At 70.7% G+C, this 21,881-nt stretch carries 22 protein-coding genes, 1 rRNA gene and 1 pseudogene; 14 read left to right on the forward strand and 10 right to left on the reverse strand.

Annotation, left to right across the window (positions count from 1 at the left end; all coding sequences use genetic code 11):
- Positions 1–8 precede the first annotated feature (8 nt).
- Positions 9–125 (forward strand): 5S ribosomal RNA (gene rrf / locus F8566_RS42535).
- A 39-nt stretch (positions 126–164) separates the two neighbouring features.
- Here the strand turns inward: rrf and F8566_RS42540 are convergent.
- Entirely contained in the window at positions 165–1,175 is a 1,011-nt protein-coding gene (locus F8566_RS42540) for a saccharopine dehydrogenase family protein (protein ID WP_151568844.1), read from the reverse strand.
- Positions 1,176–1,277: 102 nt separating this feature from the next.
- On the opposite strand from F8566_RS42540, the gene F8566_RS42545 reads away from it, so the two are divergent.
- A complete protein-coding gene (locus F8566_RS42545; protein ID WP_151568846.1) occupies positions 1,278–2,129 on the forward strand; it encodes an AraC family transcriptional regulator in 852 nt (283 codons plus the stop codon).
- A gap of 22 nt (positions 2,130–2,151) precedes the next feature.
- Here the strand turns inward: F8566_RS42545 and F8566_RS42550 are convergent, their stop codons facing one another.
- Positions 2,152–2,664: a hemerythrin domain-containing protein gene (locus F8566_RS42550; protein WP_151568848.1), complete on the reverse strand. Its 513-nt coding sequence runs from the start codon at positions 2,662–2,664 to the stop codon at positions 2,152–2,154.
- A gap of 9 nt (positions 2,665–2,673) precedes the next feature.
- Positions 2,674–3,825 carry a serine hydrolase domain-containing protein gene (locus tag F8566_RS42555; protein WP_151568850.1) on the reverse strand — a complete coding sequence of 384 codons (1,152 nt, stop codon included), beginning with the start codon at positions 3,823–3,825 and terminating at the stop codon, positions 2,674–2,676.
- A 109-nt stretch (positions 3,826–3,934) separates the two neighbouring features.
- Here F8566_RS42555 and F8566_RS42560 point away from each other — a divergent pair, with 109 nt between their 5' ends.
- The 3 genes from F8566_RS42560 (at position 3,935) to F8566_RS42570 (ending at position 6,940) form a co-directional block, all read left to right on the forward strand.
- Positions 3,935–4,561 (forward strand): TetR/AcrR family transcriptional regulator, encoded by a 627-nt coding sequence (locus F8566_RS42560; RefSeq protein WP_151568852.1) that lies wholly within the window; start codon positions 3,935–3,937, stop codon positions 4,559–4,561.
- The gene (locus F8566_RS42565; RefSeq protein ID WP_151568854.1) at positions 4,558–5,727 is read left to right on the forward strand and encodes an NADH:flavin oxidoreductase; all 1,170 of its coding nucleotides are present in this window, start codon (positions 4,558–4,560) and stop codon (positions 5,725–5,727) included. Before F8566_RS42560 ends, F8566_RS42565 begins: the two co-directional genes overlap by 4 nt.
- Before the next feature lie 103 nt (positions 5,728–5,830).
- Positions 5,831–6,940, forward strand: coding sequence for a serine hydrolase domain-containing protein (locus tag F8566_RS42570; protein ID WP_192810148.1), 1,110 nt, complete (start codon positions 5,831–5,833; stop codon positions 6,938–6,940).
- A 39-nt stretch (positions 6,941–6,979) separates the two neighbouring features.
- On the opposite strand, the gene F8566_RS42575 is transcribed toward F8566_RS42570, so the two are convergent.
- Positions 6,980–7,744, reverse strand: a complete 765-nt coding sequence (locus tag F8566_RS42575; RefSeq protein WP_151568858.1) for an endonuclease/exonuclease/phosphatase family protein — start codon at positions 7,742–7,744, stop codon at positions 6,980–6,982.
- A gap of 232 nt (positions 7,745–7,976) precedes the next feature.
- Between F8566_RS42575 and F8566_RS42580 the strand changes: the two genes are divergently transcribed.
- The 3 genes from F8566_RS42580 (at position 7,977) to F8566_RS42590 (ending at position 10,413) form a co-directional block, all read left to right on the forward strand.
- Positions 7,977–9,083, forward strand: a complete 1,107-nt coding sequence (locus F8566_RS42580; RefSeq protein ID WP_151568860.1) for a winged helix DNA-binding domain-containing protein — start codon at positions 7,977–7,979, stop codon at positions 9,081–9,083.
- A 19-nt stretch (positions 9,084–9,102) separates the two neighbouring features.
- Positions 9,103–9,939: a class I SAM-dependent methyltransferase gene (locus F8566_RS42585; RefSeq protein WP_151568862.1), complete on the forward strand. Its 837-nt coding sequence runs from the start codon at positions 9,103–9,105 to the stop codon at positions 9,937–9,939.
- Between the two features lie 87 nt (positions 9,940–10,026).
- Entirely contained in the window at positions 10,027–10,413 is a 387-nt protein-coding gene (locus tag F8566_RS42590; protein WP_151568864.1) for an ATP-binding protein, read from the forward strand.
- Positions 10,414–10,420: 7 nt separating this feature from the next.
- Here F8566_RS42590 and F8566_RS42595 read toward each other — a convergent pair whose 3' ends face one another.
- On the reverse strand, positions 10,421–11,050 hold the full coding sequence (locus F8566_RS42595; RefSeq protein WP_192810149.1) for a GOLPH3/VPS74 family protein: 630 nt from the start codon (positions 11,048–11,050) through the stop codon (positions 10,421–10,423).
- A gap of 79 nt (positions 11,051–11,129) precedes the next feature.
- On the opposite strand from F8566_RS42595, the gene murA reads away from it, so the two are divergent.
- A complete protein-coding gene (murA, locus tag F8566_RS42600) occupies positions 11,130–12,437 on the forward strand; it encodes a UDP-N-acetylglucosamine 1-carboxyvinyltransferase (RefSeq protein ID WP_151568868.1) in 1,308 nt (435 codons plus the stop codon).
- A 22-nt stretch (positions 12,438–12,459) separates the two neighbouring features.
- Here the strand turns inward: murA and F8566_RS42605 are convergent, their stop codons facing one another.
- On the reverse strand, positions 12,460–13,257 hold the full coding sequence (locus tag F8566_RS42605; protein ID WP_151568870.1) for an MBL fold metallo-hydrolase: 798 nt from the start codon (positions 13,255–13,257) through the stop codon (positions 12,460–12,462).
- 48 nt (positions 13,258–13,305) lie between these two features.
- On the opposite strand from F8566_RS42605, the gene F8566_RS51930 reads away from it, so the two are divergent.
- Positions 13,306–13,809 (forward strand): MerR family transcriptional regulator, encoded by a 504-nt coding sequence (locus F8566_RS51930; RefSeq protein ID WP_225994030.1) that lies wholly within the window; start codon positions 13,306–13,308, stop codon positions 13,807–13,809.
- Positions 13,810–13,907: 98 nt separating this feature from the next.
- On the opposite strand, the pseudogene F8566_RS42615 reads toward F8566_RS51930, so the two are convergent.
- Positions 13,908–14,912, reverse strand: a pseudogene (locus F8566_RS42615) (FAD-dependent oxidoreductase); the annotation flags it as partial.
- Between the two features lie 68 nt (positions 14,913–14,980).
- Between F8566_RS42615 and F8566_RS42620 the strand changes: the two are divergent.
- Positions 14,981–15,613: a TetR/AcrR family transcriptional regulator gene (locus tag F8566_RS42620; protein ID WP_225994031.1), complete on the forward strand. Its 633-nt coding sequence runs from the start codon at positions 14,981–14,983 to the stop codon at positions 15,611–15,613.
- Here the strand turns inward: F8566_RS42620 and F8566_RS42625 are convergent.
- Together F8566_RS42625 and F8566_RS42630 are read right to left on the reverse strand one after the other, a co-directional pair.
- Positions 15,605–16,216, reverse strand: a complete 612-nt coding sequence (locus F8566_RS42625) for a TetR/AcrR family transcriptional regulator (protein WP_151568874.1) — start codon at positions 16,214–16,216, stop codon at positions 15,605–15,607. The genes F8566_RS42620 and F8566_RS42625 overlap by 9 nt on opposite strands.
- Positions 16,217–16,226: 10 nt before the next feature.
- The gene (locus F8566_RS42630) at positions 16,227–16,925 is read right to left on the reverse strand and encodes a crotonase/enoyl-CoA hydratase family protein (RefSeq protein WP_151568876.1); all 699 of its coding nucleotides are present in this window, start codon (positions 16,923–16,925) and stop codon (positions 16,227–16,229) included.
- Positions 16,926–17,025: 100 nt separating this feature from the next.
- On the opposite strand from F8566_RS42630, the gene F8566_RS42635 reads away from it, so the two are divergent.
- On the forward strand, positions 17,026–17,889 hold the full coding sequence (locus F8566_RS42635) for an SDR family oxidoreductase (protein WP_151568878.1): 864 nt from the start codon (positions 17,026–17,028) through the stop codon (positions 17,887–17,889).
- A 40-nt stretch (positions 17,890–17,929) separates the two neighbouring features.
- Here the strand turns inward: F8566_RS42635 and F8566_RS42640 are convergent, their stop codons facing one another.
- Positions 17,930–19,102: a pyridoxal phosphate-dependent aminotransferase gene (locus F8566_RS42640; RefSeq protein WP_151568880.1), complete on the reverse strand. Its 1,173-nt coding sequence runs from the start codon at positions 19,100–19,102 to the stop codon at positions 17,930–17,932.
- A gap of 82 nt (positions 19,103–19,184) precedes the next feature.
- On the opposite strand from F8566_RS42640, the gene F8566_RS42645 reads away from it, so the two are divergent.
- Together F8566_RS42645 and F8566_RS42650 are read left to right on the forward strand one after the other, a co-directional pair.
- The gene (locus tag F8566_RS42645) at positions 19,185–20,120 is read left to right on the forward strand and encodes an aldo/keto reductase (protein WP_151568882.1); all 936 of its coding nucleotides are present in this window, start codon (positions 19,185–19,187) and stop codon (positions 20,118–20,120) included.
- A 103-nt stretch (positions 20,121–20,223) separates the two neighbouring features.
- Positions 20,224–21,840, forward strand: a complete 1,617-nt coding sequence (locus F8566_RS42650; protein ID WP_151568884.1) for a long-chain-fatty-acid--CoA ligase — start codon at positions 20,224–20,226, stop codon at positions 21,838–21,840.
- Positions 21,841–21,881 lie beyond the last annotated feature (41 nt).

A 21,881-nucleotide genomic window follows, 5' to 3' on the forward strand; every position in this document is an offset into this window, starting at 1 on the left:
GTTGGTCGTTCGGTGGTTATGGCGAAGGGGAAACACCCGGTCCCATCCCGAACCCGGAAGTTAAGCCCTTCAGCGCCGATGGTACTGCACGGGAGACTGTGTGGGAGAGTAGGACACCGCCGGACACATATTAAGAAAGGCCCCGCCTCACGGCGGGGCCTTTCTCATTTCACCTGCCAGGTGACTCCGAAAGGTTCCAGGAAGTTCAGGAAGCCGGTCGGATCGAAGGCCTCTGCGGGTGTGCGGGCTCCGCTCGGAGCGCCCCCCTCTGCCAGGCGCCGGGCGCCTTCGACGGCGATCACCGCGGTGAGGCGGTAGGGGTCCAGGCCCGTGACCCAGCCCTGCGCTTGCCGGCCCTGCTCGTCAGTGGCCTGGGCCAGCATCAGCCAGCGGTCCGATGCCCGTTGCTCCGCGTCCGGTATCTCCGGCACGCTCTCGGCCACGCCGGCGCTCAGCGACAGGAAGAGCTCGACCACCTCCTCGCGGAGCGCACTGCGCACGCGGCCCGCCTTGATGTGGCGGGGTGCCATGGCCACACCCGGCAGCGCGAAACTCCCCACTGTGACCTCGCCCTGCTCGCCGGGGACGGCGATCGTCGACGGGGCGCCCGCCTTCACCGGGCGCCAGTCGCCGTCGGAGAATTCGAGCGGGTCCAGGGTGGCGACCGCGGCCATCGACCGGGCCGTGCCTCGGGAGGCGGCGCCCAGGCGGCGGAGATCTGCGATGAGCAGGTCCGCCGGGGTGGCGGCCAGCCGTTCGGCGGTGAGACGGGCGATCAGGTCGCCCGGGCCGCCGTCGTCGGCCATGGCGGGGACGATGGTGATTCCGCTCTCCTCGCGGAACGTGGTGAGGATGTGGTGGACGTAGTGCTGCTCTCCCGCGGTGTCGACGTAGTGAGCGCCGGCGGCGATCGCGGCGCGGACGACCGGCTCCCCCCAGAGGGTGAACGGCCCGGCGCAGTTGACGACGACGTCACAGCCCTTGAACGCCGCGGCGAGGGCGTTCACGTCCTCTACCCCGGCGACCCGTACCTCATCCGCGTCCACCTCGGCCGCCACCCGTCGGAGACGCTCCTCGTCACGGCCCACCACCACGGGGGCGAGGCCGCGGCGGCGTAGTTCGTGGGCGGTGAGGCCCCCGGTGAATCCGCTTGCTCCATATACAGCGATCTTCATGGACATCACGCTAGGGCCGCCGGGAGAGACGCCTTATGCCTCAGAGTCCAGCACCCATATCCGTTCGTCTCGCGGGGGCGGGTGTGGCTATACGCTCGCTTCATGGACGTGCTCAGTGACGCGATCGCCGCGATGCGGCTCGGGCGTCCGCATTCCGCGCGTACGATCTTGGAGTCTCCTCATGAGACCCATTTCGAGTCGCAGCAGGGAGCCGGGTTCCATGTGATCCTTCAGGGCTCTTGCCGCCTGCTTCCCGCGGAGGGCGAGCCACTTCTCCTGGGGGTGGGGGACGTGGTCTTCCTGCCGCGCGAGCTGGGCCATGGCATCGCGGTGCCCGGTGAGGCCGGCGTCGCGCGGATGTTGTGCGGTGCGTACCGGCTCGATCAGGCCCGAGCCCATCCGCTGTTCGCCGAGCTCCCCGAGGTCGTGCACGTGCCCGCGCGCGTGGGCCGCCACCCCTCGCTCCAAGGCGCGATCGAACTGCTCGGACAGGAGCTGGACCGCCGGACCCCGCTCGGCGGCGACGCGGCGCTGCCCGCCCTGCTCGACCTGCTTCTGCTGTACATCGTGCGAGCGTGGTACGACGACCGGCCCGGCGACACTGCGACGGGCTGGGCCGCGGCGTTCCGGGACCCGGCGGTCGCGGCGGCGCTGCGCGGCATCCACGAGGCGCCCGAGCGGCTCTGGACCGTCCAGTCGCTGGCCGCTCATGCGGACCTGTCGCGAGCGGCCTTCGCACGGCGTTTCACCGATCTGGTCGGATCGCCCCCGCTCACCTATCTGACCTGGTGGCGGATGACGATGGCGGCGCGCCTTCTGCGCGATACGGACCTGCCGCTCCGCGCCGTCGCCGCCCGCACCGGCTACACGTCGGAGTTCGCGTTCGCCAGGGCGTTCAAGCGTGAGTTCGGCGCCGCGCCAGGTCAGTACAGGCACGGCGCCGCGACGGCGTGAGCCGCTAGATGGTGCGCAGGCGTTAGGTGGTGCGCAGGAACTCGGGTCGTGACTCCGTCCAGCCTGGAACCTTCAATTCGTTGAGGGCGGAGACGATGCGCCGTTCCTCGAACGTGAAGTGCGACTCCATGATGGCGGCGAGCCCGTCGAGCTCGTTGCGCACCTTCTCCGCCTCGTCCTCGCTCAGGTCCGCCGGCGCACCGAGACCGCCGACGAGATCCTCGATCTTGCGGAGGATCCCGTCCACCAGCTGATGGTCCTGTTCCAGCTTTTCGATCACGGGTCGTAGTTCAGGGAACTGCTCGGCGAGGGCGGGGAAGGCCCCTGCGTCCTCGCCGGTGTGGTGGCGTTCCAGCGCGGAGCAGAACGTCAGGCAATGCGCCCGCAGCTCGCGCGGGCGTTCGCCCGTCCCGTCGAGGAAGGCGTCGACGTTGTCCTGGAGGCGGGCAAGCTCCTCGCGGAGCCACAGGTGAACTTCGATCAGCTGGGTGCCGAACGCCGCGAGGCGGCCGTCCGGATCGGCGTGAGTGGTCATCGCCGCCGATTATGCCCGACTGTGCCCGCTATGACTGACCTCTCCCAACGCCTTCCGGACGAGCGTGACCAGCTCGGTCGCGGTGGCGAAGTCGCCGCTGACCATGTTCTTGGTCACGGCGAACGCGACGCCGGTCGAGGGGTCTCCGAAGGCGAAGCTCCCGCCGACGCCACCCATGCCGAACGCCGTGGGCGAGTCGAGCGACGGGGCGACCGGCAGCCCGAGGGCGTATCCGAGCCCCCACGTGGCCGGGTTGCCGAAGACCTCGTCGATGCCGCTGATCGACACCGTGGTCACCTCGCGCAGGCGTTCCGGCGAGATCAGGCGGACGCCGTCGACCTCGTCCATCATCGCCGCCAGCATGCGGGCGGTGGCACGGGCGGAGGTCTTGCCGCCGGCCGGGATGTCCGCGGCCAGAACGTCGGTGCGGTTGCCGAACGCGGCGTTCGGGAAGAGCTCCATCGGCCCGGCGCGGAACATGAGCGAGTCGGCGGGCATCTCCGGCCACTCGTCGCCTGCGGCGGCATCACCGGCCGGCGCCGGGTCCTCCAGCGTGGCGAGCCTGCCGTGCTCGGACTCGGGCATGCCGAAGTAGAGTTCGCCGTCCACGCTCAGGGGCACGGTGATGTCCTCCCGCAGCACCTGCGAGATGGGTTTCCCGGTCACCCGCCGCACGATCTCCCCCGCGATGTAGCCGAAGGTGTAGGCGTGGTAGCCCGTCTTCGTCCCCGGCTCCCACCACGGTTCGGCGTCGGCGACGGCCGTGCACATCTTGTCCCAGTCGCAGATGTCTTCTACGGATGTGTCCAGCGGCACGCCGGGGACTCCCGCGGAGTGGTTCAGCACGTGCCGTACGGTCACCTTGTCCTTGCCGTGGGCGCCGAACTCCGGCCACACCTCCACGACAGGCGTGTCGTAGCCGAGAACACCGCGTTCGGCGAGCACGTGCACGACGGCCGACGTCGCGGCCTTGCCGATCGAGAAGTTGTAGAAGACGGTGCCCGGGGTGACGGGACGTCCGGTCGCGGCGTCCGCCACGCCCGCGACCGCCTCGACCACCGGCTCGCCGTGGCGGTAGACCGAAACTTGGAGGCCGCGTTCCGTGCCCGACTCCACCAGGCGGTCGAGGGCCTGCTGTACCTGCTTCTGGATATCGCTCATGCAGGTGAGACCGCCCTCCGGCCGAGAACTCATCGCTCTTCGGCAAGAGTGCCCATCGCCGTTTCAATCAGTGATTGACGTGCCGATGGCCCGGTGTTTCACTGAGCGGATGCCGCCCGAGGAGCAGGAGCAGAAGCAGGTCCGGCACCGCCTGCTGGACGCCGCCGAAAGCCTCCTGCGCGACCGGGGATACGAGAGCCTCTCGATCCGGGCGGTCAACAGGGCCGCGGGAATGAACCCCGCCGCCGTCCACTATCACTTCGGTTCGAAGCAGGCGCTGGTCACCGCGCTGCTCGAACGGCGCCTGCGGCCGGTCTGGGACGGCCGGCTGGCCGACCTCGACAAGCTCGCTGGGGCGGGCACGCCGCCGGCCATCAGCGATCTCGCCGCGTTCCTGGTCGAACCGATGGCGCGGCTCGCCGCCGACGAGGATGAACGCTGGGCGCTCGCGCTCCTGGCCCGGCTCGTCCTGACGGACGCCGCGCTGCCCTGGCGGTCACCCTGGTCGGCTCCCGGACCGTGGATCACGATGATCCGCCGGGCTCGGCCCGGCCTGCCCGCCGAGGTGGCGGCGGAACGCTGGCGGCTGGCACGGGATCTGGTCCTGCTCACCTACGGCGCGCCCCTAGCAGAGCCGGGTGAACGGACCGCACCGCCTTCTCCGGAGGTGGTCACCGCGTTCGTCGCGGCGGGACTCGCCGCCCCCCACCACCGCGCGGAAGGAAACGGCGCATGACCTCGGTCTTCGAACCGGCCCGCCTCGGACCTCTCACCCTCCGCAACCGTGTCGTCAAGGCCGCGACGTTCGAAGGCAGGACACCGCGCGGGGTGGTCACCGATGAGCTGATCGGGTTCCACCGCGGCATCGCGGCCGGTGGCGTCGCGATGACGACCGTGGCGTACTGCGCGGTGGCGCCAGAGGGGCGGACGGAGCGGCGTCAGATCCACATGAGCCGGGAGGCGGTGCCCGGCCTGACACGGCTCGCCGAAGCCGTCCACGCCGAGGGCGCCGCGGTGTCGGCTCAGCTCGGCCACGCGGGACCGGTCGCCGACGCCCGTTCCAACCGGGCGCCCGCGCTGAGCGCGTCCCGGCGGCTGAGCCCGCTGACCGGGCGGTTCATCCAAGCCGCGACGACCGATGACATCGACCGTGTCACGGCCGCGCACGCCGACGCCGCCGTGCTCGCCGCGGACGCCGGATTCGACGCCGTCGAGCTGCACTTCGGGCACAACTACCTGATCAGTTCGTTTCTGAGCCCGCGCCTCAACCGGCGCGGCGACGGCTGGGGCGGGACGTTGGACAACAGGGCGCGCCTCGGCCGGCAGGTGGCCGAAGCGGTGCGGGCCAAGGTGGGCACGCGCATCGCGATCACGGCGAAGCTCAACATGGACGACGGGGTCCGCGGCGGTCTCCGGCCGGACGAGAGCGTGCGGTTCGCCCGGTTGCTGGAGGCGGACGGGCACCTGGACGCCCTCGAGCTCACGGCGGGCAGCTCCCTGCTCAACCCGATGTACCTCTTCCATGGAAGGGCACCGGTCAAGGAGTTCGCGGCGGCCTTCCCGCAACCGCTGCGTTCGGGGCTCCGGCTGTTCGGCCGCTTCTTCCTGCGCGAATACCCGTACACCCCGCTCTATCTGCTGCCGCTGGCACGCGAGTTCAGAGCGGCCCTCAGCATGCCGCTGATCCTCCTCGGCGGGGTCACCGACCACGCCGGGATGACGCGCGCCATGGACGAGGGCTTCGAGTTCGTGGCGATGGGCCGCGCGCTGCTCATGGAGCCCGATCTCATCGAACGTATCCGGCGGGACACCTCCACCACCTCGGCGTGCATCCACTGCAATCGCTGCATGCCGACCATTTACCGGGGGACACACTGCCCTCTCAGGTTGACCTCGACCTGAGTCGAGGTCCTACTGTCGTGACGGAGGCGACGAGGGAGCGCCAAGCGCAGCTTGTCCGTTGGCAGGGCGACTGGGTGAGGGCTGAGGGAAGGCGGGCATGGGGATGGGCGGGGCAGAGATCGTGCGGCCGGGGTTCGAGCCGGTGCGTGCGCTCTTCATGGAGATCGCGGCGACGCGGCCGCAGGTGAACGCGGCGCTCGCGGCGTACGTCGACGGCGCGCCCGTCGTCGATCTGTGGACCGGACCCGCCTACCGGGCCGACAGCATCCAGGGTGTCTACTCGGCGACCAAGGGCGCCGCCGGCATCGCGCTCGCCCTGCTGATCCAGCGCGGGCTCGTCGATCCCGACGCGCCGGTGGCCGACTACTGGCCGGAGTTCGCCGCGGCGGGCAAGGACACGATCACGGTGCGCGGGCTGGCTTCCCATCAGGCGGGGCTGGTGAACGTCGATGGCGGGTTCACCTTCGACGAATTCACCGGGCACACGCGGCTGGCCGAACGACTCGCGGCGCAGCGGCCGTTCTGGGAGCCGGGGACGGGCCACGGTTACCACGCGCTCACGATCGGCACGCTGGTCAGCGAGTTGTTCCTGCGTGTGACCGGGCAGCCGGTCGGCGAGTTCTTCCGGCGGGAGATCGCCGAGCCGTACGGTGTGGACTTCTTCATCGGGCTGCCGGAGCGCGAGGAGCCACGGGTCGTGCCGAGCCTTCCCATCGACATCGGGGGAGACGGCCCGGCGCCGTTCGAGCTGCCGCCCTTCTTCCGCCAGGCGATGAACATCGGCGTGGAGTTCGAAGAAGGCAGCAACCTGCCCGGCCTGCGGTCGTTCCGTGCCGCCGGGGTGGCGTCCATCGGCGGCTTCGGGAGCGCCCGCGGCCTGGCCAGGCTCTACGCCGTCGCCACCCAGGAGGTCGAGGGCCGCCCACCGCTGCTCACGCCGGAGACCCTCGCGGCGGTGGCGGAGGTCCAGGTCTCCGGCGCCGACCTGGTGCTGCCGTTCCCGACCACCTACTCCATGCTCTTCGAACCGGCCGCCCCCACCGCCGGGCGGGGGTCGTTCGGCCACTCGGGGGCCAATGGCGCGCTCGCCTACGCCGATCCCGACCTCGGGCTCGCGTTCGGCTACACGACCGACACGCCCAGCTCGGTCGGCGGCGCCGACCCGGTGACCGCCGACCTCTCGCACGCCCTCGCCGCCGCCATCCGCAGCTGACATCCGGCTCACGCGTGCTCGCCGCCGCCGCGCTCGGCCTCACCGCGTTCGCCGAATCCCAGGGTCTGCGATCGCGAGCTCGGCGGCGACTCCGTAGTGGTCGGACAGGTAGTCGTGGCGGCCGTCGGGTAGCCGTACGCGATCCTGGAACACGAGCTCAGCGGCCCCCGTGAACCCGCGTACGAAAACATGGTCGATCGGGGGATAGGGCGCGTTCCCTGGCTCCGGCCGGAACGTCGGCCGCGTGTCGTTCTCCAGGAGGTCGCGCACTCCCGACCTGGCTGCGAACTCCTTCAGTAGCGGCGAGTCACGATGCACGTTGAAGTCGCCTACCGCGACCACGGGAAAGTCCTCCGGGATTTTGGCGATGATGTCGCCCAGCCGATGCAGTTCCCCTTCCAGCACCGGCCTGTAACGGCTGCCCGCGGACCAGTCGCCGTCCCGGTTGAAGGTCAGGTGCGTGTTGACGACGGCCACGTCCCCGCTGGGTGTGCGGACTCGCGCCACGTGCACGCCCTTGCGCATGAGGAACTCCGGCCGGGGCGGTCCCGCCAAGGGGTACGGCGTGAACCGGAACCGCTCGATCGGCCATCGGGACAACATCACCAGGCCGCCCTTGAGCATGAAGGCCCCGCTCGCGGCGCAGTGCGGGAAACACCGGCGCACAAGCGGCAGGTTAGGGCGGTAGAGAAACTCCTGCAGGCAGACGATGTCGTAGTCGTCCCGTTCAAGCTGGTCGGCCAGTCCGCGCAAACGTGACCGTGCAGATCCGCGGAAGAGCGTGTTGAACGTCAGCAGCCTCATCCGGCCTCAGCCCCGCAGAGATCCCGGCGTACGCTCACCCGAGCGGCATGGTCTTCGCCGAACACGGTGGCGAAACGTTCACTACGCAATGCCCCGGTCGCTTCCATGCTCATGCCATGGAATCTATCGCCGCGTATGTGCTGGGCAGTTTCCTCCTTGCGGTCGGCTGCACCCACTGGCTGTTCCCCGCCATTACCGGAATGGGCTACCGGCCGCCACGTACGGTAGGCACATGGGTGAAGTACTCAGCCGTCGCGCGCTCAACCGGGCCACGCTCGACCGGCAGTTGCTGCTGCGCCGTGCCCCGATGGATGCGGCGCAGGCGGTCGAACATCTCGTCGGGCTCCAGACGCAGGTGCCGCACAATCACTACACCGCGCTGTGGTCCCGGCTCGAGAACTTCGATCCGGAGGACTTCTCGGCGCGCTTCGAGCGCCGCGAGTTCGTCCGCCTCGGGCTGCTGCGCGGGACGATCCACACGGTCACCGCACGCGACGCGCTCGCCCTGCGGCCCGTGTTCCAGATGCTGCTGACGAGGGTGCTCAAGTCGTCCTTCGGCAAGCCTCTCGCGGGTGTGGACCTGGAGGCCGCGGCCGAGCGTGCCCGCGTCCTCGTCGAGGACGAGCCCCTGACGTTCAGCGAGATCGGCAAGAGGCTCCTGGTGGACTGGCCGGACAGCCAGCCGCAGGCCCTCGGCATGGTCGCCCGCCACCTGCTCGCCATGGTGCAGGTGCCGCCGCGCGGGCTGTGGCAGCAAGGCGGGCTGTCCAGGCACACCACGCTCCAGCACTGGCTGGGCGCGGATCTGCCCGCGGACGCCACCCCCGACGACTTGGTGATGCGCTACTTCGCGGCGTTCGGGCCGGCCTCCGTAAGCGACGTCCAGTCGTGGAGCGGGCTCACTCGGCTCGCCGAAGTGGTCGAGCGCCACCGCGGCGAGCTCGTGGTCTTCCTGGACGAGAACGGAGTGGAGCTCTTCGACCTGCCGGACGCCCCGCGCCCCGGCGAGGACGTCCCTGCCCCGGCCCGCTTTCTGCCCGAGTTCGACAACGTCTTCATCGGCCACAGGGACCGCTCCCGGATCGTCAGCGACCAGGCCGCGCAGGCGGTGTGGCTCACGAACGTGCCATACCCGGTCTTCCTCTCCGACGGCTTCATCCAGGGCACCTGGAGCCTCGCCCTCGACAAGAAACGGACCCATGCCACCCTTACCGTCAAGCCCTTCGCCGCCCTCCCGGCAGACCAGCGGGAAGCCCTCGAACGAGAGGGCGCCGCGCTCCTGGACTTCCACGCACCCGGGGCCGGCCACGAGATCAACTGGGGCGTTCACGGCGAGTGACAGGGGTATCACTCGACGTATGAAGACTGCGCGCCGGCCATGCAAGGTCCACACCGCTTTCACGCCGGTTCAGGCGACGCTGTACCGGACGCTGGCCGGGCGGGCCCTGGACAGCCGCGCGAGGCGGCCCATCCTGGGCGATCCGACGGCCGTGGACACCGTCCGGAAGATCGACTTCGACTTCAGCCGGCTGAAGATCGGCAGCGCCCTCGTCACCCGGGTGGCCGTCCAGACCCGGTATCTCGACAAGGCCGTACGGGGTTTCGTCACCGCCCATCCGGACGCGGTCGTCGTGGACCTGGGCGCCGGGCTGGACGCCCGCATCTTCCGCGTGATCCCGCCCTCGTCCGTGGCCTGGTTCGACGTCGACTTCCCGGCTGTCGCCGCCGCCCGGCGGCGGGTCCTGCCGGAGCATCCGCAGGCGCGGCAGATCGGCACGTGCCTCACCGACCCGGGGTGGCTGGACCAGATCCCGGATGATCGGCCAGCCATGGTCGTCGCGGACGGTTTGCTCCCGTTCCTGACGCAGGGGGAGATCCAGGCCCTCGTCAACCGGCTGACCGGGCACTTCCGCGCGGGGGAACTGGCGTTCAACGGTGACCACCCGAGCGTCGCAGGGCTCGCCAGGTACCTCCCCGCCATGAAGAAGACCGCCGCCCTGATGCGGTCAGCCCCGTTCGCCGACCCGCGCGAGCCGGAGTCGTGGGCGCCGCGGATGCGGCTCATCCAGGAGACCAGCCTGGCGCACGTCCCCGAGGTCGCCCTGTTCCCGCCCGCGATCCGGCTCGGGGCGCGGATCGCCGGGCGCAGCAGCACGCTGTCACGGTCGGTGCGGGTCCTCAGATACCGCTTCTGAGCCGGTGCCCGGTGATCACTTGGCGCGAGAAGTGTTACAGATCGTACTGGGACATGTCGGTGAAGTAATCAGGGTAGGACAGTCCACATGGGGGCCATGGTGGTGCTCGGGGCGGTCACGGCGGACCGGCGTCCCTCGACGGTCGAGTTCCTGCGCCGGTACGTGGACGGCACGCTCGACACCGCGGGAGTGGACGCCGAGGACGCCCGGCTCGTGGTCAGCGAGCTCGGCACGAACGCCGTCACCCATGGATCGGGCGAGCTGCTCGGGCTCTACGTCGCCGCTGACGAGGACTGCGTCCGGGTGGAGGTCACCGACGGAGGGAGCGGCAGCCCGCGGGAACGCCGCGCGGAGGCCGAGGACGAGGGCGGCCGCGGCCTGATGATCGTGACCGCCGTCGCCGAGCACTGGGGGGTGCGCCGCGACGAACATGGCACGACCGTGTGGGCCGAGGTCGCCCGCAAACCGCGCTAGACCAGCGCTAGATCAAGACGGCGTGCAGGGCCGCCGCGCTGAGCACGCGGCCCACCGCCTTGCCGGCCCAGTCGTGCTGGGTGACGCGCTCGACCCGTTCGCGCAGCTCCCTGCCCTTGATGCCGAACAAACGGCTTGTCAGGCCGGACGCGTGGGCCAGCGCCAGCAGCGTGGTGGTGCGGTCGTCGGCATGGCCCGCGTCGAGCGCGGCGGCGAGCCGGGTGCGGATCTCCAGTTCGGGGCCGGCGTCCCGCGCGGGGTGGCGCTTGCTGGGGATGAGCCCGAGGATGCGGAACGCCTCCGCGTCCAGGATGCCGAGCTCGGTCAGGCGGGCCAGCCGCAGCTTGGTGAGGTCGTTGTCGATCAGGCGGCTCACCCACCACTCGGGTTTGCGCGGCTTGCTCTCACCGGCGATCCGGCCGAGCGCGGCGTCGAGATCGGGGTCGCCGAGCGGGCTCGGGTCGCTGACGGTGATGTGGTCACCGGCCAGCGTGATCCGGCCGGCCAGCGTCAGCTCCGACAGGAAGGCACCTGCCAGCCCGGCTCGGACCACCGACGATTGCACGAGCAGGCGTCCGTCGTTCTCCCGCAGGGCCAGCAGGAGGAACTCGTCGGCGAGGGGCAGCGCACGCTCCATGGGGTCTCCTGTCCGTAAAGTCAGCGACAAGAGTGAGACGCGCCCCGGAGGAGACCGGTTCGGGCCATAGGCTGCACGGGTGACTGAGAAGCTGTGGCAGATCGAACCTTCCGGACCGCTGCGCGGGGACGTCACCGTCCGCGGCGCCAAGAACGCGGTCAGCAAGCACATGGTGGCGGCGATGCTCGGCGGGGCGCCGAGCACCATCCGCAACGCCCCCGACGTCGGCGAGGTGGGCATCACCGCGGCGATGCTGGAGCACGTCGGCATGACGGTCGAACGTTCCGGAGGCGAGATCACGGTCGCGCCGGGACCCGTCACCGACCCGAGCGTGGCCAAGGCGTTCACCGGGCTCAACCGCATCCCGATCCTGATGCTCGGCCCGCTCCTGCACCTGGCCGGCGAGGCGTTCGTGCCCCTGGTGGGCGGCGACCCGATCGGCCGGCGGCCGGTCGACTTCCACGTGGACGCGCTGCGCGCGTTCGGCGCCGAGGTGGAGATCGCCGAGGACGGCATTCACGCCCGCGCCAAGCGGCTCCGCGGCACCCGGATCAACCTGCCCTACCCCAGCGTCGGCGCCACCGAGACCGTGCTGCTGGCCGCCGTGCTGGCCGAGGGCAAGACGGTCATCCGCAACGCCGCCACCGAGCCGGAGATCATCGAGCTGGCGCTGTTCCTGCAGCGGATGGGCGCGGGCATCTCGTTCAGCCCGGACCGCCGGATCGTGGTCGAGGGCGTGGCACAGCTCAGCGGCGCGCAGACCCGGCTCGCCGGCGACCGGATCGAGGCGTTCTCCTATCTGGTCGCGGGGCTGGTCACCGGCGGCGAGGTGCGGGTGCACGGCTGCCCGCAGGACCGGCTGGTCACGCCGATCACCACGCTGGCGCGGATGGGCGCCCGGTTCGAGATCACCGACGACTGGATCATGGCGTCGGCGCCCAACCTGCTGAACCCCGCCGCCGTGCAGACCGACACCCATCCCGGGTTCGCCACGGACTGGCAGACGCCGCTCATGGTGCTGTTCACCCAGGCCGACGGCATGTCGGTGCTGCACGAGACGGTGTATGAGAACCGGCTGGCCTACGTTCCCGCGCTGCAGAGCATGGGCGCCGAGATCGAGGTGTACGACACCTGCCTGGGCGGCCCCGCCTGCCGCTACCACGACACCGGTGCCAAGCACTCGGCGGTCGTGCGCGGTATCTCCAAGCTGCGCGGCGGCGACGTCACGATGCCCGACATCCGGGCGGGGTTCTCCGCAGTGCTGGCCGCCGCCGTCGCCAACGGCCCGTCCACGCTGCGCGGCGTGCACCACATCGAGCGCGGCTACCACCATCCCGTCGAGCAGTTCCGGGCCCTCGGCCTCAACCTCTCCAGCCGGGCGGTCTAGCCGGGCCGTCCAGCCAGGTGGCCTAGCCCGCGAGGCGGGCGAACTCCCACGGGTCATGGGCGGAGAAGACCGTGACCTCGTCCGCGTGGTCGCGCACGAGCTCGCGCAACCGGGCCTGCGTGCCGAGCCGCAGGTCGTGGTGGATCTCGGAGCTCGTCTGCACGAGGTCCATCAGCGGGTGCGGATGCGGGCTCGCCTGTAGCTCGCGGTGGTAGTAGTACGCGTCGCCGCAATGCAGGAGCCAGCGGTCACCGTCCTGGACGGCGACGCCGGTGTGGCCTGCGGTGTGCCCGCCGAGCGGGACCAGCCGGATCTCCGCTGGCAGGCCCTTCGGCTGGACAGAGGTGAAGCCGAACCAGTCGTCGCCCGGCTCGGGGCTGTAGGTGACCCAGTTCGGGCCGTGCGCCCAGTGGGCGGGCCGGTAGCGGCGGCTGGGCGCCTCGGCCAGCGCCGCGTCCAGCTCGGCGGCGAGCACGTGGACGTGTGCGTCCGGAAAGTCCGGCAGGCCGCCGCAGTGGTCGACGTCGAGGTGGGTCACGATGACGTGCCGTACGTCGGAGGGCGAGAAACCGAGCCGCTCGATCTGGCGCACGGCAGTCTCGTCCTCTCGGAGGACGGGCTGAGCCATCTCGACCCACTCGGCGCCGAGCGTTCCGTCCGGATCCCGCACATCATCGAGCCCGAGGCCCGTCTCGACTAGGACCAGCCCGTCGCCGGTCTCGACGAGCAGGCAGTGGTTCACGGCGTGCGCGGGCGGTGGCCCGCTGTAGGTGGCTTCGATCTCCCGTACGGACCCGCAGTTCAGGTGGTGAATGTTCATGGCGGCTAGAGTGCGACTTGAAGCGCGCTTCAAGTCAAGGGGACGATCATGATGCTGGACATCGCCGAGGTCGCCGAACGCACCGGACTCGCCCCGTCGGCCCTGCGGTACTACGAGAAGGAGGGCCTCATCGAGTCCGGCGGACGCAACGGCCTGCGCCGCACGTACCACCCCGACGTGCTGGAACGGCTCGGCCTGATCACGTGCGCCCGCAGCGCCGGCTTTTCGATCGCGGAGATCGGGCGGTTCCTGGCGGCCACGCCCGAGGACGGCCCGATCCTGCGCGAACGGATGGCCCGGAAGGCCGCCGACCTGGACCACAAGATCGACCAACTCGTCCGGATGCGCGCCAGCCTCCAGCACGCCGCGATCTGCACGCACGAGCCTCTGGTCGACTGCCCCGACTTCAAGCGCGCCGTCCGCAACGTCTACGCCCCTGAGGAGACCGCCTCCGATGGGACTGCTCCCGAAGAGACCGCTCCCGAAGAGACCGCGGAGCGCCAGCCTGCTGCTACCTCATGCGTGAAGAGCCACGCGGTGGCGCGTTCGTAGAAGAGCATGACGAACACGGGCATCACCACGTTGCGGACCCGGCGCGCCACCGGGCCCGCGGTCTTGGCGTCCCGGTTGGTGCTCGCCGACCTGACCATCTTGGCGATCCGCTTCCGGCGGGCCGCATCGTAGGCCGCGAGGGCGGCCGGGATGTCCGGCGCGTCTTCCAGTGACCTGGCGAGCACGACCGCGTCCTCGATGGCCATGGACGCTCCTTGGCCTGCCCCCACCGGGTGGCCGGAATCGCCCACCAGCACGATCTGCTCGTCATGCCAGACCGGGACTTCGGCGAGGACGTGCATGAGTGTTGGCCGCTGCATCGTGGTCACCGCGCCCAGCAGGGCTGACGGCACCTTTTCGCGCCGGTAGAGGCCCTTGAGAACCTCCAGATCGACCGCGTTCAGGTCGGGCTCCTCCGCGGCCGAGACCTGCGCCGTCCACCAGACGTCGCCGCCTGGGACGGGGATGTAGATGAACGCCCCGTTCCGGCCGAACACCATGTTGAACGTGCCCGGTTGGTTGAACGTGGCGCCGTCCACGTCCACGCCGCGCGCGACGCCGGAGACGGTGAAGAGCCCCGCGTACACCGGCTCGGGCGCTCCGGGGTCGAGGATGCGGCGCGTCGCCGACCAGATCCCGTCAGCCCCCACGAGCAGGTCGGCCTCCGCCGTCCGCCCGCTCTCGAACTCGGCCCGGGCCTTCGCGCCGACCCGGGTCGCGCCTACCAGCCGTTCGCCGGTGACGATCCGGGCCCCGGACGCGATGGCCTTGTCGCGCAGCGTCTCGACGAGGCGCCCGCGCTTCAGGGTGATGCTCCGCAGCGGCTCGTCCGGGAGCCGTCCGCGCGGCGTATCGCCCAGCAGGCGGCCCGAGTCGGCCCACAACCGTTGCCACTCCACCTCGAACCCGGCCGTCTGGACCGCCTCCAGGCAGCCGAGCGCGGCCAGCGCCTTGAGCCCGTTGGTGGCCAGGCTCACGAACGAGCCGACTGAGCCCGCCGGGTCGGCGTACGCCTCGTACACCGTCACCTCGGCTCCGATGCGCCGCAGTGCGAGCGCGCTCGTCGCCCCCGCCACTCCGCCGCCCACCACGATGACCTGCATGCCGTCCTCCTGAATTTTGATTCACTGAATCTTCATTCGGTGAATTCGGCCTCAGTATGATGTCGGCCGTGAGCGAACGTCAAGGGGGAGTGCGCAAGGCGAAGGCGGCCGAGACCCAGGCCGCGCTGAAGGACGCCGCGCGCCGCCTGTTCATGGAACGCGGCTACCTCAACACCAAGATCACTGACATCACGGCCGCGGCCGGGCGGGCCACCGGCTCGTTCTACGACCACTTCAAGAGCAAGGAGGAACTGCTCCAGGCCCTGATGGCCGACATGGGTGGGCAGGCGGACGCTGAGATAGCGGTTGCCGGACATCCGCGTGACCACGACCTGACCGACCGGGGGCAACTGCGCGATCACCTGGCGGTCGCCTGGCACGTGCTGCGCGACAACCTTCCCGTGGTCGTGGCCCAGATGCAGTCGGTGATCGCGGAGAGGCCCGCGTCCGGGCTCGCGTGGCGGAGCCTGGCCGCGGAGACCGAGACGTTCCGCGACCATCTGGAGTATCTGCGGGAACGCGGGGACCCCCTGCCGGGCGATCCCGTCCTGGTCGCGGCCGCGATGGGGGCGATGGTGTCAATGTTCGGCTATGCCGTCCTCACCGCCGGCGAGCACGGTCCGGAGGTCACCGAGGACCAGATCGTGGACACCCTGACCGACCTGCTCCTGCACGGCCTGGCCGGTCCCGCGTCAGCCTGAGGAGCGCGCGGACTCCGGTGCGAAGCCGTCGATCACCGCGTGGATCGCCAGATCCCAGCGGCGGTCGATCGACGCCTGGGAGCTGCCGAGCCAGCCCGCGGTCTCCTGTGCGGCCATGCCCTGGGCGAGCGCGAGAAGGACATGGGCGGCGTCGGTCGGGTCGCCGGCCATCTGGCCCGCCGCGACGCAGCGACGCACGCCGCCGACGAAGAACTCCCGGACCGCTGCGGCGGCCTGGAGATCCTCGGCCCCAGGGTCGAACTCGGCGAACGGGCGGGCGAACATCACCTCGGCGAGCACGGGGTTGTCGAGCACGAAACCGCGGAAGACCTGGATCACCCGCGCCAGATCGGCCCGTGGGTCGTCGATGGACGCGCCGTTCTCCAGGCGGTGCAGCAGCCGCCGGAACCCCTCGAAGAAGATCTCGCGCACGAGCCCGGCCTTGTCGCCGAACAGCTCGTACACCGCGGGGACGGAGGTGTCCGCGCGCTGTGCCACCTTGCGGGCGGTGAAGGCCGTCACCCCCTCGTCGGCGAGCATCGCCATGGCCGCCTGGAGGACCCGGTCCCGCAGCTCGGGTGTTCTCAGCTTGGCTCTCGGCACGCGGGGACCCCTATCGGGCGGCGCCGGCCCGGAAGGAGAGGGCGTCGGCGTCGATCGCCTGGTGCACGGCCGCCAGGGCGTGCTCGCGGGCGCGCAGCTTGCTCGCCGCGTGCGCCTTCATGTCGAGGCCGGTCATCGCCACCGCGGCCGCGCGGGCGGCCTCGGCCAGCTCCGGCGGGGGCACGACCCTGTCGAGGAATCCCGCCGCCACGGCGCCCTCCGGTTCGAACGCCTCGGCCAGCGTCACGGCGCGGTTGAAGGCGGCGGGCGTCAGCCGCTGCCGGAGGAGCTCCACCGCCGCGCGCGGCACCGTGATCCCGATCGCCACCTCGTTGGCGCTGATCCTGTACGACCCGGTGGCGCCCACCCGGTGGTCGCCGGCGACCAGCAGGAACGAACCCATGGCGATCGCGTGGCCGGTGCAGGCGACGACGACGGGGTAGGGGAACGCCAGGATCCGGGCGGCGAGCTCGAACCCGCCACGGACCATGTCCAGCGCGCCGGGTCCTCCCGCCCGCAGCGTCGGCAGGTCGAAACCCGCGGAGAAGAGACCCTCGCGCCCGGTCAGCAGGACCACCGCCCGGTCCGCGAGGGCCCGGTCGAGGGCCGCGTCGAGCTCGGCGAGCATCCGCGGCGACATCACGTTCACCTTGCCGTCGTCCATGGTGATCGTGGCGACGGATCCCTCAAGCGCGTATCTGACGACCATGTGCCGACCCTAATCGGAACAGCGTTACGGAATCAAGTTCCGATCGATGCCGGCTCATATGGGACATGGAATGGCCTAAATGGCCTCTAGCGTCGGCACCATGAAGATCTTGGTGACCGGCGCGACCGGATTCGTCGGGCGGAACGTTGTCGGCCAGCTGCTCCAGAGAGGTGTGAGCGTCCGCGCGCTGACCCGTGACCCCGCCTCTGCCGGTCTGCCCGAGGCCGCCGAAGTCGTCCGGGGCGACCTCGCCCGTCCGGACACCCTGGCCGGCGCGTTCGAGGGAGTGGATCGCCTCTATCTCTTCCCGGTGGAGGAGACCGCCGGCGAGGTCGTCGCCATGGCGAAGCGGGCGGGGGTGACGCGCATCGTGGACCTCTCCGCCGCGTCCGTCACCGTCGGCTTGCACACCAACCCGGTGGAGCAGGTGGTCGAGGAGTCGGGCCTGGAGTGGACGCACCTGCGGCCCGGCGGCTTCATGGCCAACATGTTGCAGATCTGGGCGCCCTCCATCCGCGCCGGACGGGTGGTGCGTTACCCGTTCGCCGACGAGCCGCAGAATCTGATCCACGAGGGCGACATCGCGGCCGTCGCGGTCACGGCTCTCCTGGAGGACGGCCACCACGGCGCCGCGTACACCCTCACCGGCCCGGCGACGATCACGGTACGCGAGCAGGTGCGGGCCATCGGCGGCGCGCTGGGGGAGGAGGTCCGGTACGAGGAGGTCACGCGTGAACGGGCCAGGGAGCTGATGAAGGCCCAAGGCGGCTTCGCCGCCGAGGTCGCCGACCTGATGCTCGGTTTCGTCGACTACGGCGGTGAGGAGGCGCTGGGGGAGGACGGTTACTCCGACCAGGACTGGTCAGCGCTGGACAAGCCGTGGCCAGACGTCGAGCGGGTCCTCGGGCGCCCCGCCCGCACCTACGCCGAGTGGGCCCGCGATCATGCGGCGGACTTCCGCTGACCCAGGTGATCGACTCCGGGGCTCAGGGCCCGCACGACGCTCAGGGCCCGTACGACAAGGCTTGCTGGAAGCGCTCGCCCAGGTCGGCCAGGCGTTCCACCGGCTCGTTGGCGAAGACGAGGCGGAGGTGGTGATCGCCGCTCGGGCCCCAGCCGTTCATCGGTGTTGCGGCGACTTTGCCGTGCACGAAGAGGCGCCGGGACAACTCCTCCGGGGAGAGGCCCAGCGGCCGCGTGTCCACGAGCAGTGACCATCCGCCGTGCGGCCGCACGACAGGATGGTCTGCGAGCTGGTCGAGGATGACTTCGCATCGCTCGCGCCAGACGGCGGTCGCCGCCGCGACGTCGGCCTCCGCGTCGGGGGCGGCCAGCGCGGCGGCGACCGCCTGTTGCGCGATGCCGACCTGGCAGACCACGTTGGTCAGGCCGACCAGCCGGATGTCGGCGAGGATCGGCGCGGGCGCGGTCACCCACCCGACCCGCCACCCGATCATGCGGAGCTCCTTGGACGCGGCGCCCACGGTGATGGTGCGCTGAGCCAGGCCCGGCACGGCGGCGACGGGATGGCCGGGCGGGTGGCCGTCGAAGCGGATGCGCTCCATCGCCGCGTCATAGATCAGCCAGGCGTCATGGCGTTCCAGCGCCGCCGCCAGCGCCTCCCAGTGCTCATGCCCGAGCACCAGGCCGGTGGGCATCGCCGGGCCCATCATGAGCACCGCGCCCGTGTCCGGCCCGACGGCGTCGGCCAGCCGTTGCGGGTCGACCGACCAGCCCTCGGGGGACGCGTCGCACGGGACGAACCGGGTGACGCCGCCCGCGAGCCGAACGCGGTTGACCAGCCCGGCATAGATCGGATCGCAGAGGACGACCTCCTGCCCCGGCTCGATCGTCGCCAGCAGCACGTTGAAGACGCCGTTGAGCCCGCCCGCCACGCTGACGCACTCGGTGGCGGGGTCGTAGGCGTGACCGGCGATGCGGCCGACGTGCGCGGCGGCGGCCTCCAGGAGCGAGCGGTGGCCCTGGAACGGCAGGTAGCTGTTGGCGTCGTCGCCATCGACGGCGGCGCGGGTCGCCTCGATCGCCACCGCCGGGGGCCGCAGGTCGGTGTCGAGGTTCTCGAGCCGCAGCAGATCGGGGTCGTGCGCCGCGTCGGCCGCGTCCCCGACCTTGTCCACGCCGATGCCCGGGATGTCGCGGAGTCTGGAGACGGTCATGGATCGATCATGCCCGGCCGTGTTCCGGTCAAAGATCGGAATCTTGGAATAGTGGTCCGGGGGTGCCGGGTTGCCGGTTTGTATGGGACGCATCGGTAACACTGACCTGGAAGTACGGCCGTTCGCTCTGGGCGGCAACGTCTTCGGCTGGACGGCGGACCGCGACGGATCGTTCGCCGTGCTGGACGCCTACACCGAGGGAGGAGGCAACTTCGTCGACACCGCGGACGGCTATTCCGCGTGGGTGGAGGGAAACTCCGGCGGGGAGTCGGAGACCGTCATCGGTGAGTGGATCAGAGCGCGCCGCAACCGCGACGACGTCGTGATCGCCACCAAGGTGGGCGCGCATCCGCGCTTCCGCGGGCTCAAGGCCGATACGATCAAACGCGCCGCCGAGGAGTCGCTGCGCAGGCTCGGCACCGACCACATCGACCTCTACTACTCGCACTTCGACGACCCCGAGACGCCGGTGGCCGAGACCCTCGGCGCGCTCGACCAGCTCGTCCGCGAGGGCAAGGTGCGCCACATCGCCGCCTCGAACTTCACCGCCGAACGGCTCGCCGAGTCGCTGGCGCACTCGGAGGCCGAGGGCATCGCCAAGTACGTGGCCTTCCAGCCGCACTACAACCTCGTCTCCCGCGACACCTACGAAGGTGAACTCGCCGAGACCGTGCAGGCCAACGGCCTGGCCGCGCTGCCCTACTACGCGCTCGCCTCGGGATTCCTCACCGGCAAGTACCGCCCCGGCCAGAACGTGGACAGCGCGCGGGCCGGCAAGGCCGCCGAATACCTGGCGAGCGAGCGCGGGCAGAAGGTGCTCACCGCCCTCGACCAGGTGGCCGGGGAGCAGAACGCCGAGATCGCGACCGTGGCGCTGGCGTGGCTCAAGTCCCGGCCCACGGTTGTCGCGCCGATCGCCAGTGCCCGCACGGTCGGCCAGCTGGGCCCGCTCCTCGCGGTGGCCGACGTGGAGCTGACGTCCGAGCAGATCGCCCTGCTCGACGACGCCTCGGCCTGAGCCCGGCGCCGGACCTCCGATCTCCCGCCGACCGGAACTGATTCCCTCGACCCGGCCGGTTGTTCTAGCGTTCATGTCGGCGCGAACGACCTCTGGAGGACCAATGGAGACCGGACCGGCCTACACCCCGCTCACCCCGCTGTCGTTCCTGAAACGGTCGGCGGAGGTCTTCCCGGCCAAGACCGCGATCTCATACGGGGAACGCAGCGAGACGTACGCGACGTTCGCCGCCCAGGTCACCCGGGTCGCACGGGGTCTGCAGGCCCTCGGCGTCGGGCCGGGGGACCGGGTCGCCTACCTCGCGCCGAACGTCCCGGAGATGCTGGTCGCGCACTTCGCCGTGCCGCTGGCAGGGGCGGTCCTCGTCGCGATCAACACCCGGCTGGCGCCCGAGGAGGTCCGCTACATCCTCGACCACAGCGGCGCGAAGGTCCTGGTGGTGGACTCCGGCCTGCACCCGACCGTGGCACCCCTGGCCGGCGGCCTCACCACGGTCCGGGAGATCGTCACCGTCACCGATCCGGCATCGGGTGCCGCACCCGATCCGGCAGTGGGCGGCATCACCTACACCCACCTGCTGGCCCGGGGCTCGGACGAGCCGCTGTCCTGGGAGGTCGCCGACGAGAACGCGATCATCTCGATCAACTACACCTCCGGCACGACCGGGCGGCCGAAGGGCGTCACCTACACGCACCGCGGCGCGTACCTCAACGCGCTCGGAGAGGTGACACACTCGCGGCACACCCCGGACAGCGTCTATCTGTGGACTCTGCCGATGTTCCACTGCAACGGCTGGTGCACGCCGTGGGCGCTCGCGGCCATCGGCGGAACGCAGGTCTGCCTGCGGACGGTCGACGCCGAACGCATCTGGCAGCTGATCGACGACGAGGGCGTCACCCATCTGAACGGGGCGCCCACGGTCCTGGTGACCATCGCGAACGCCCCGCAGGCCCACCCGCTCGAACGGCCGCTGGTCGTGACCACGGCGGGCGCGCCGCCCAGCCCGACGATCATCGGTCAGATGGAGGCCCTCGGAGCCCGCATCGTGCACGTCTACGGCCTCACCGAGACCTACGGCCCCTACTCGGTCTGCGAGCCGCAGCCGGGCTGGCCCGGGCTGGAGGCCGCCGAGCGCGCCCGCCTGCTGGCCCGGCAGGGCGTCGGCATGCTGCAGACCGACGGGCTGCGCGTCGTGGACGCCGATGACAACGACGTGCCGTGGGACGGGGAGACGCTCGGTGAGATCGTCATGCGCGGTAACAACGTCATGGCGGGCTACTACCGCGACGAGGAGGCCACCGCCAAGGCGTTCCGCGGCGGCTGGTTCCACTCCGGCGACCTCGGAGTGCGGCACCCGGACGGCTATGTGGAGCTGCGCGACCGGTCGAAGGACATCATCGTGTCCGGCGGCGAGAACATCTCCACCGTCGAGGTCGAACGCGCGATCGACTCGCATCCGGCCGTGCTGGAGGTCGCGGTCGTCGCGGTGCCGGACGAGAAGTGGGGCGAGCGGCCCAAGGCGTTCGTGATCACGCGTCCGGGCGCCTCGGTCACGGCGGACGAGCTGGTCGAGCACGTGTGGGGACGGCTGGCGCGCTTCAAGGCACCCGACCGGATCGACTTCGTCACCGAGCTGCCGAAGACCTCCACCGGGAAGATCCAGAAGTTCCAGCTCCGCGAGAAGGAGTGGGCGGGGCACGAACGGCGCATCCAGGGCTGACCGAATCCCTGCGAAGATGTGCATAGCCTGTCGTGAGGGGG

The sequence above is a fragment of the Actinomadura rudentiformis genome, assembly GCF_008923185.1.
In the GTDB taxonomy this organism is placed as follows: Bacteria; Actinomycetota; Actinomycetes; order Streptosporangiales; family Streptosporangiaceae; genus Spirillospora; species Spirillospora rudentiformis.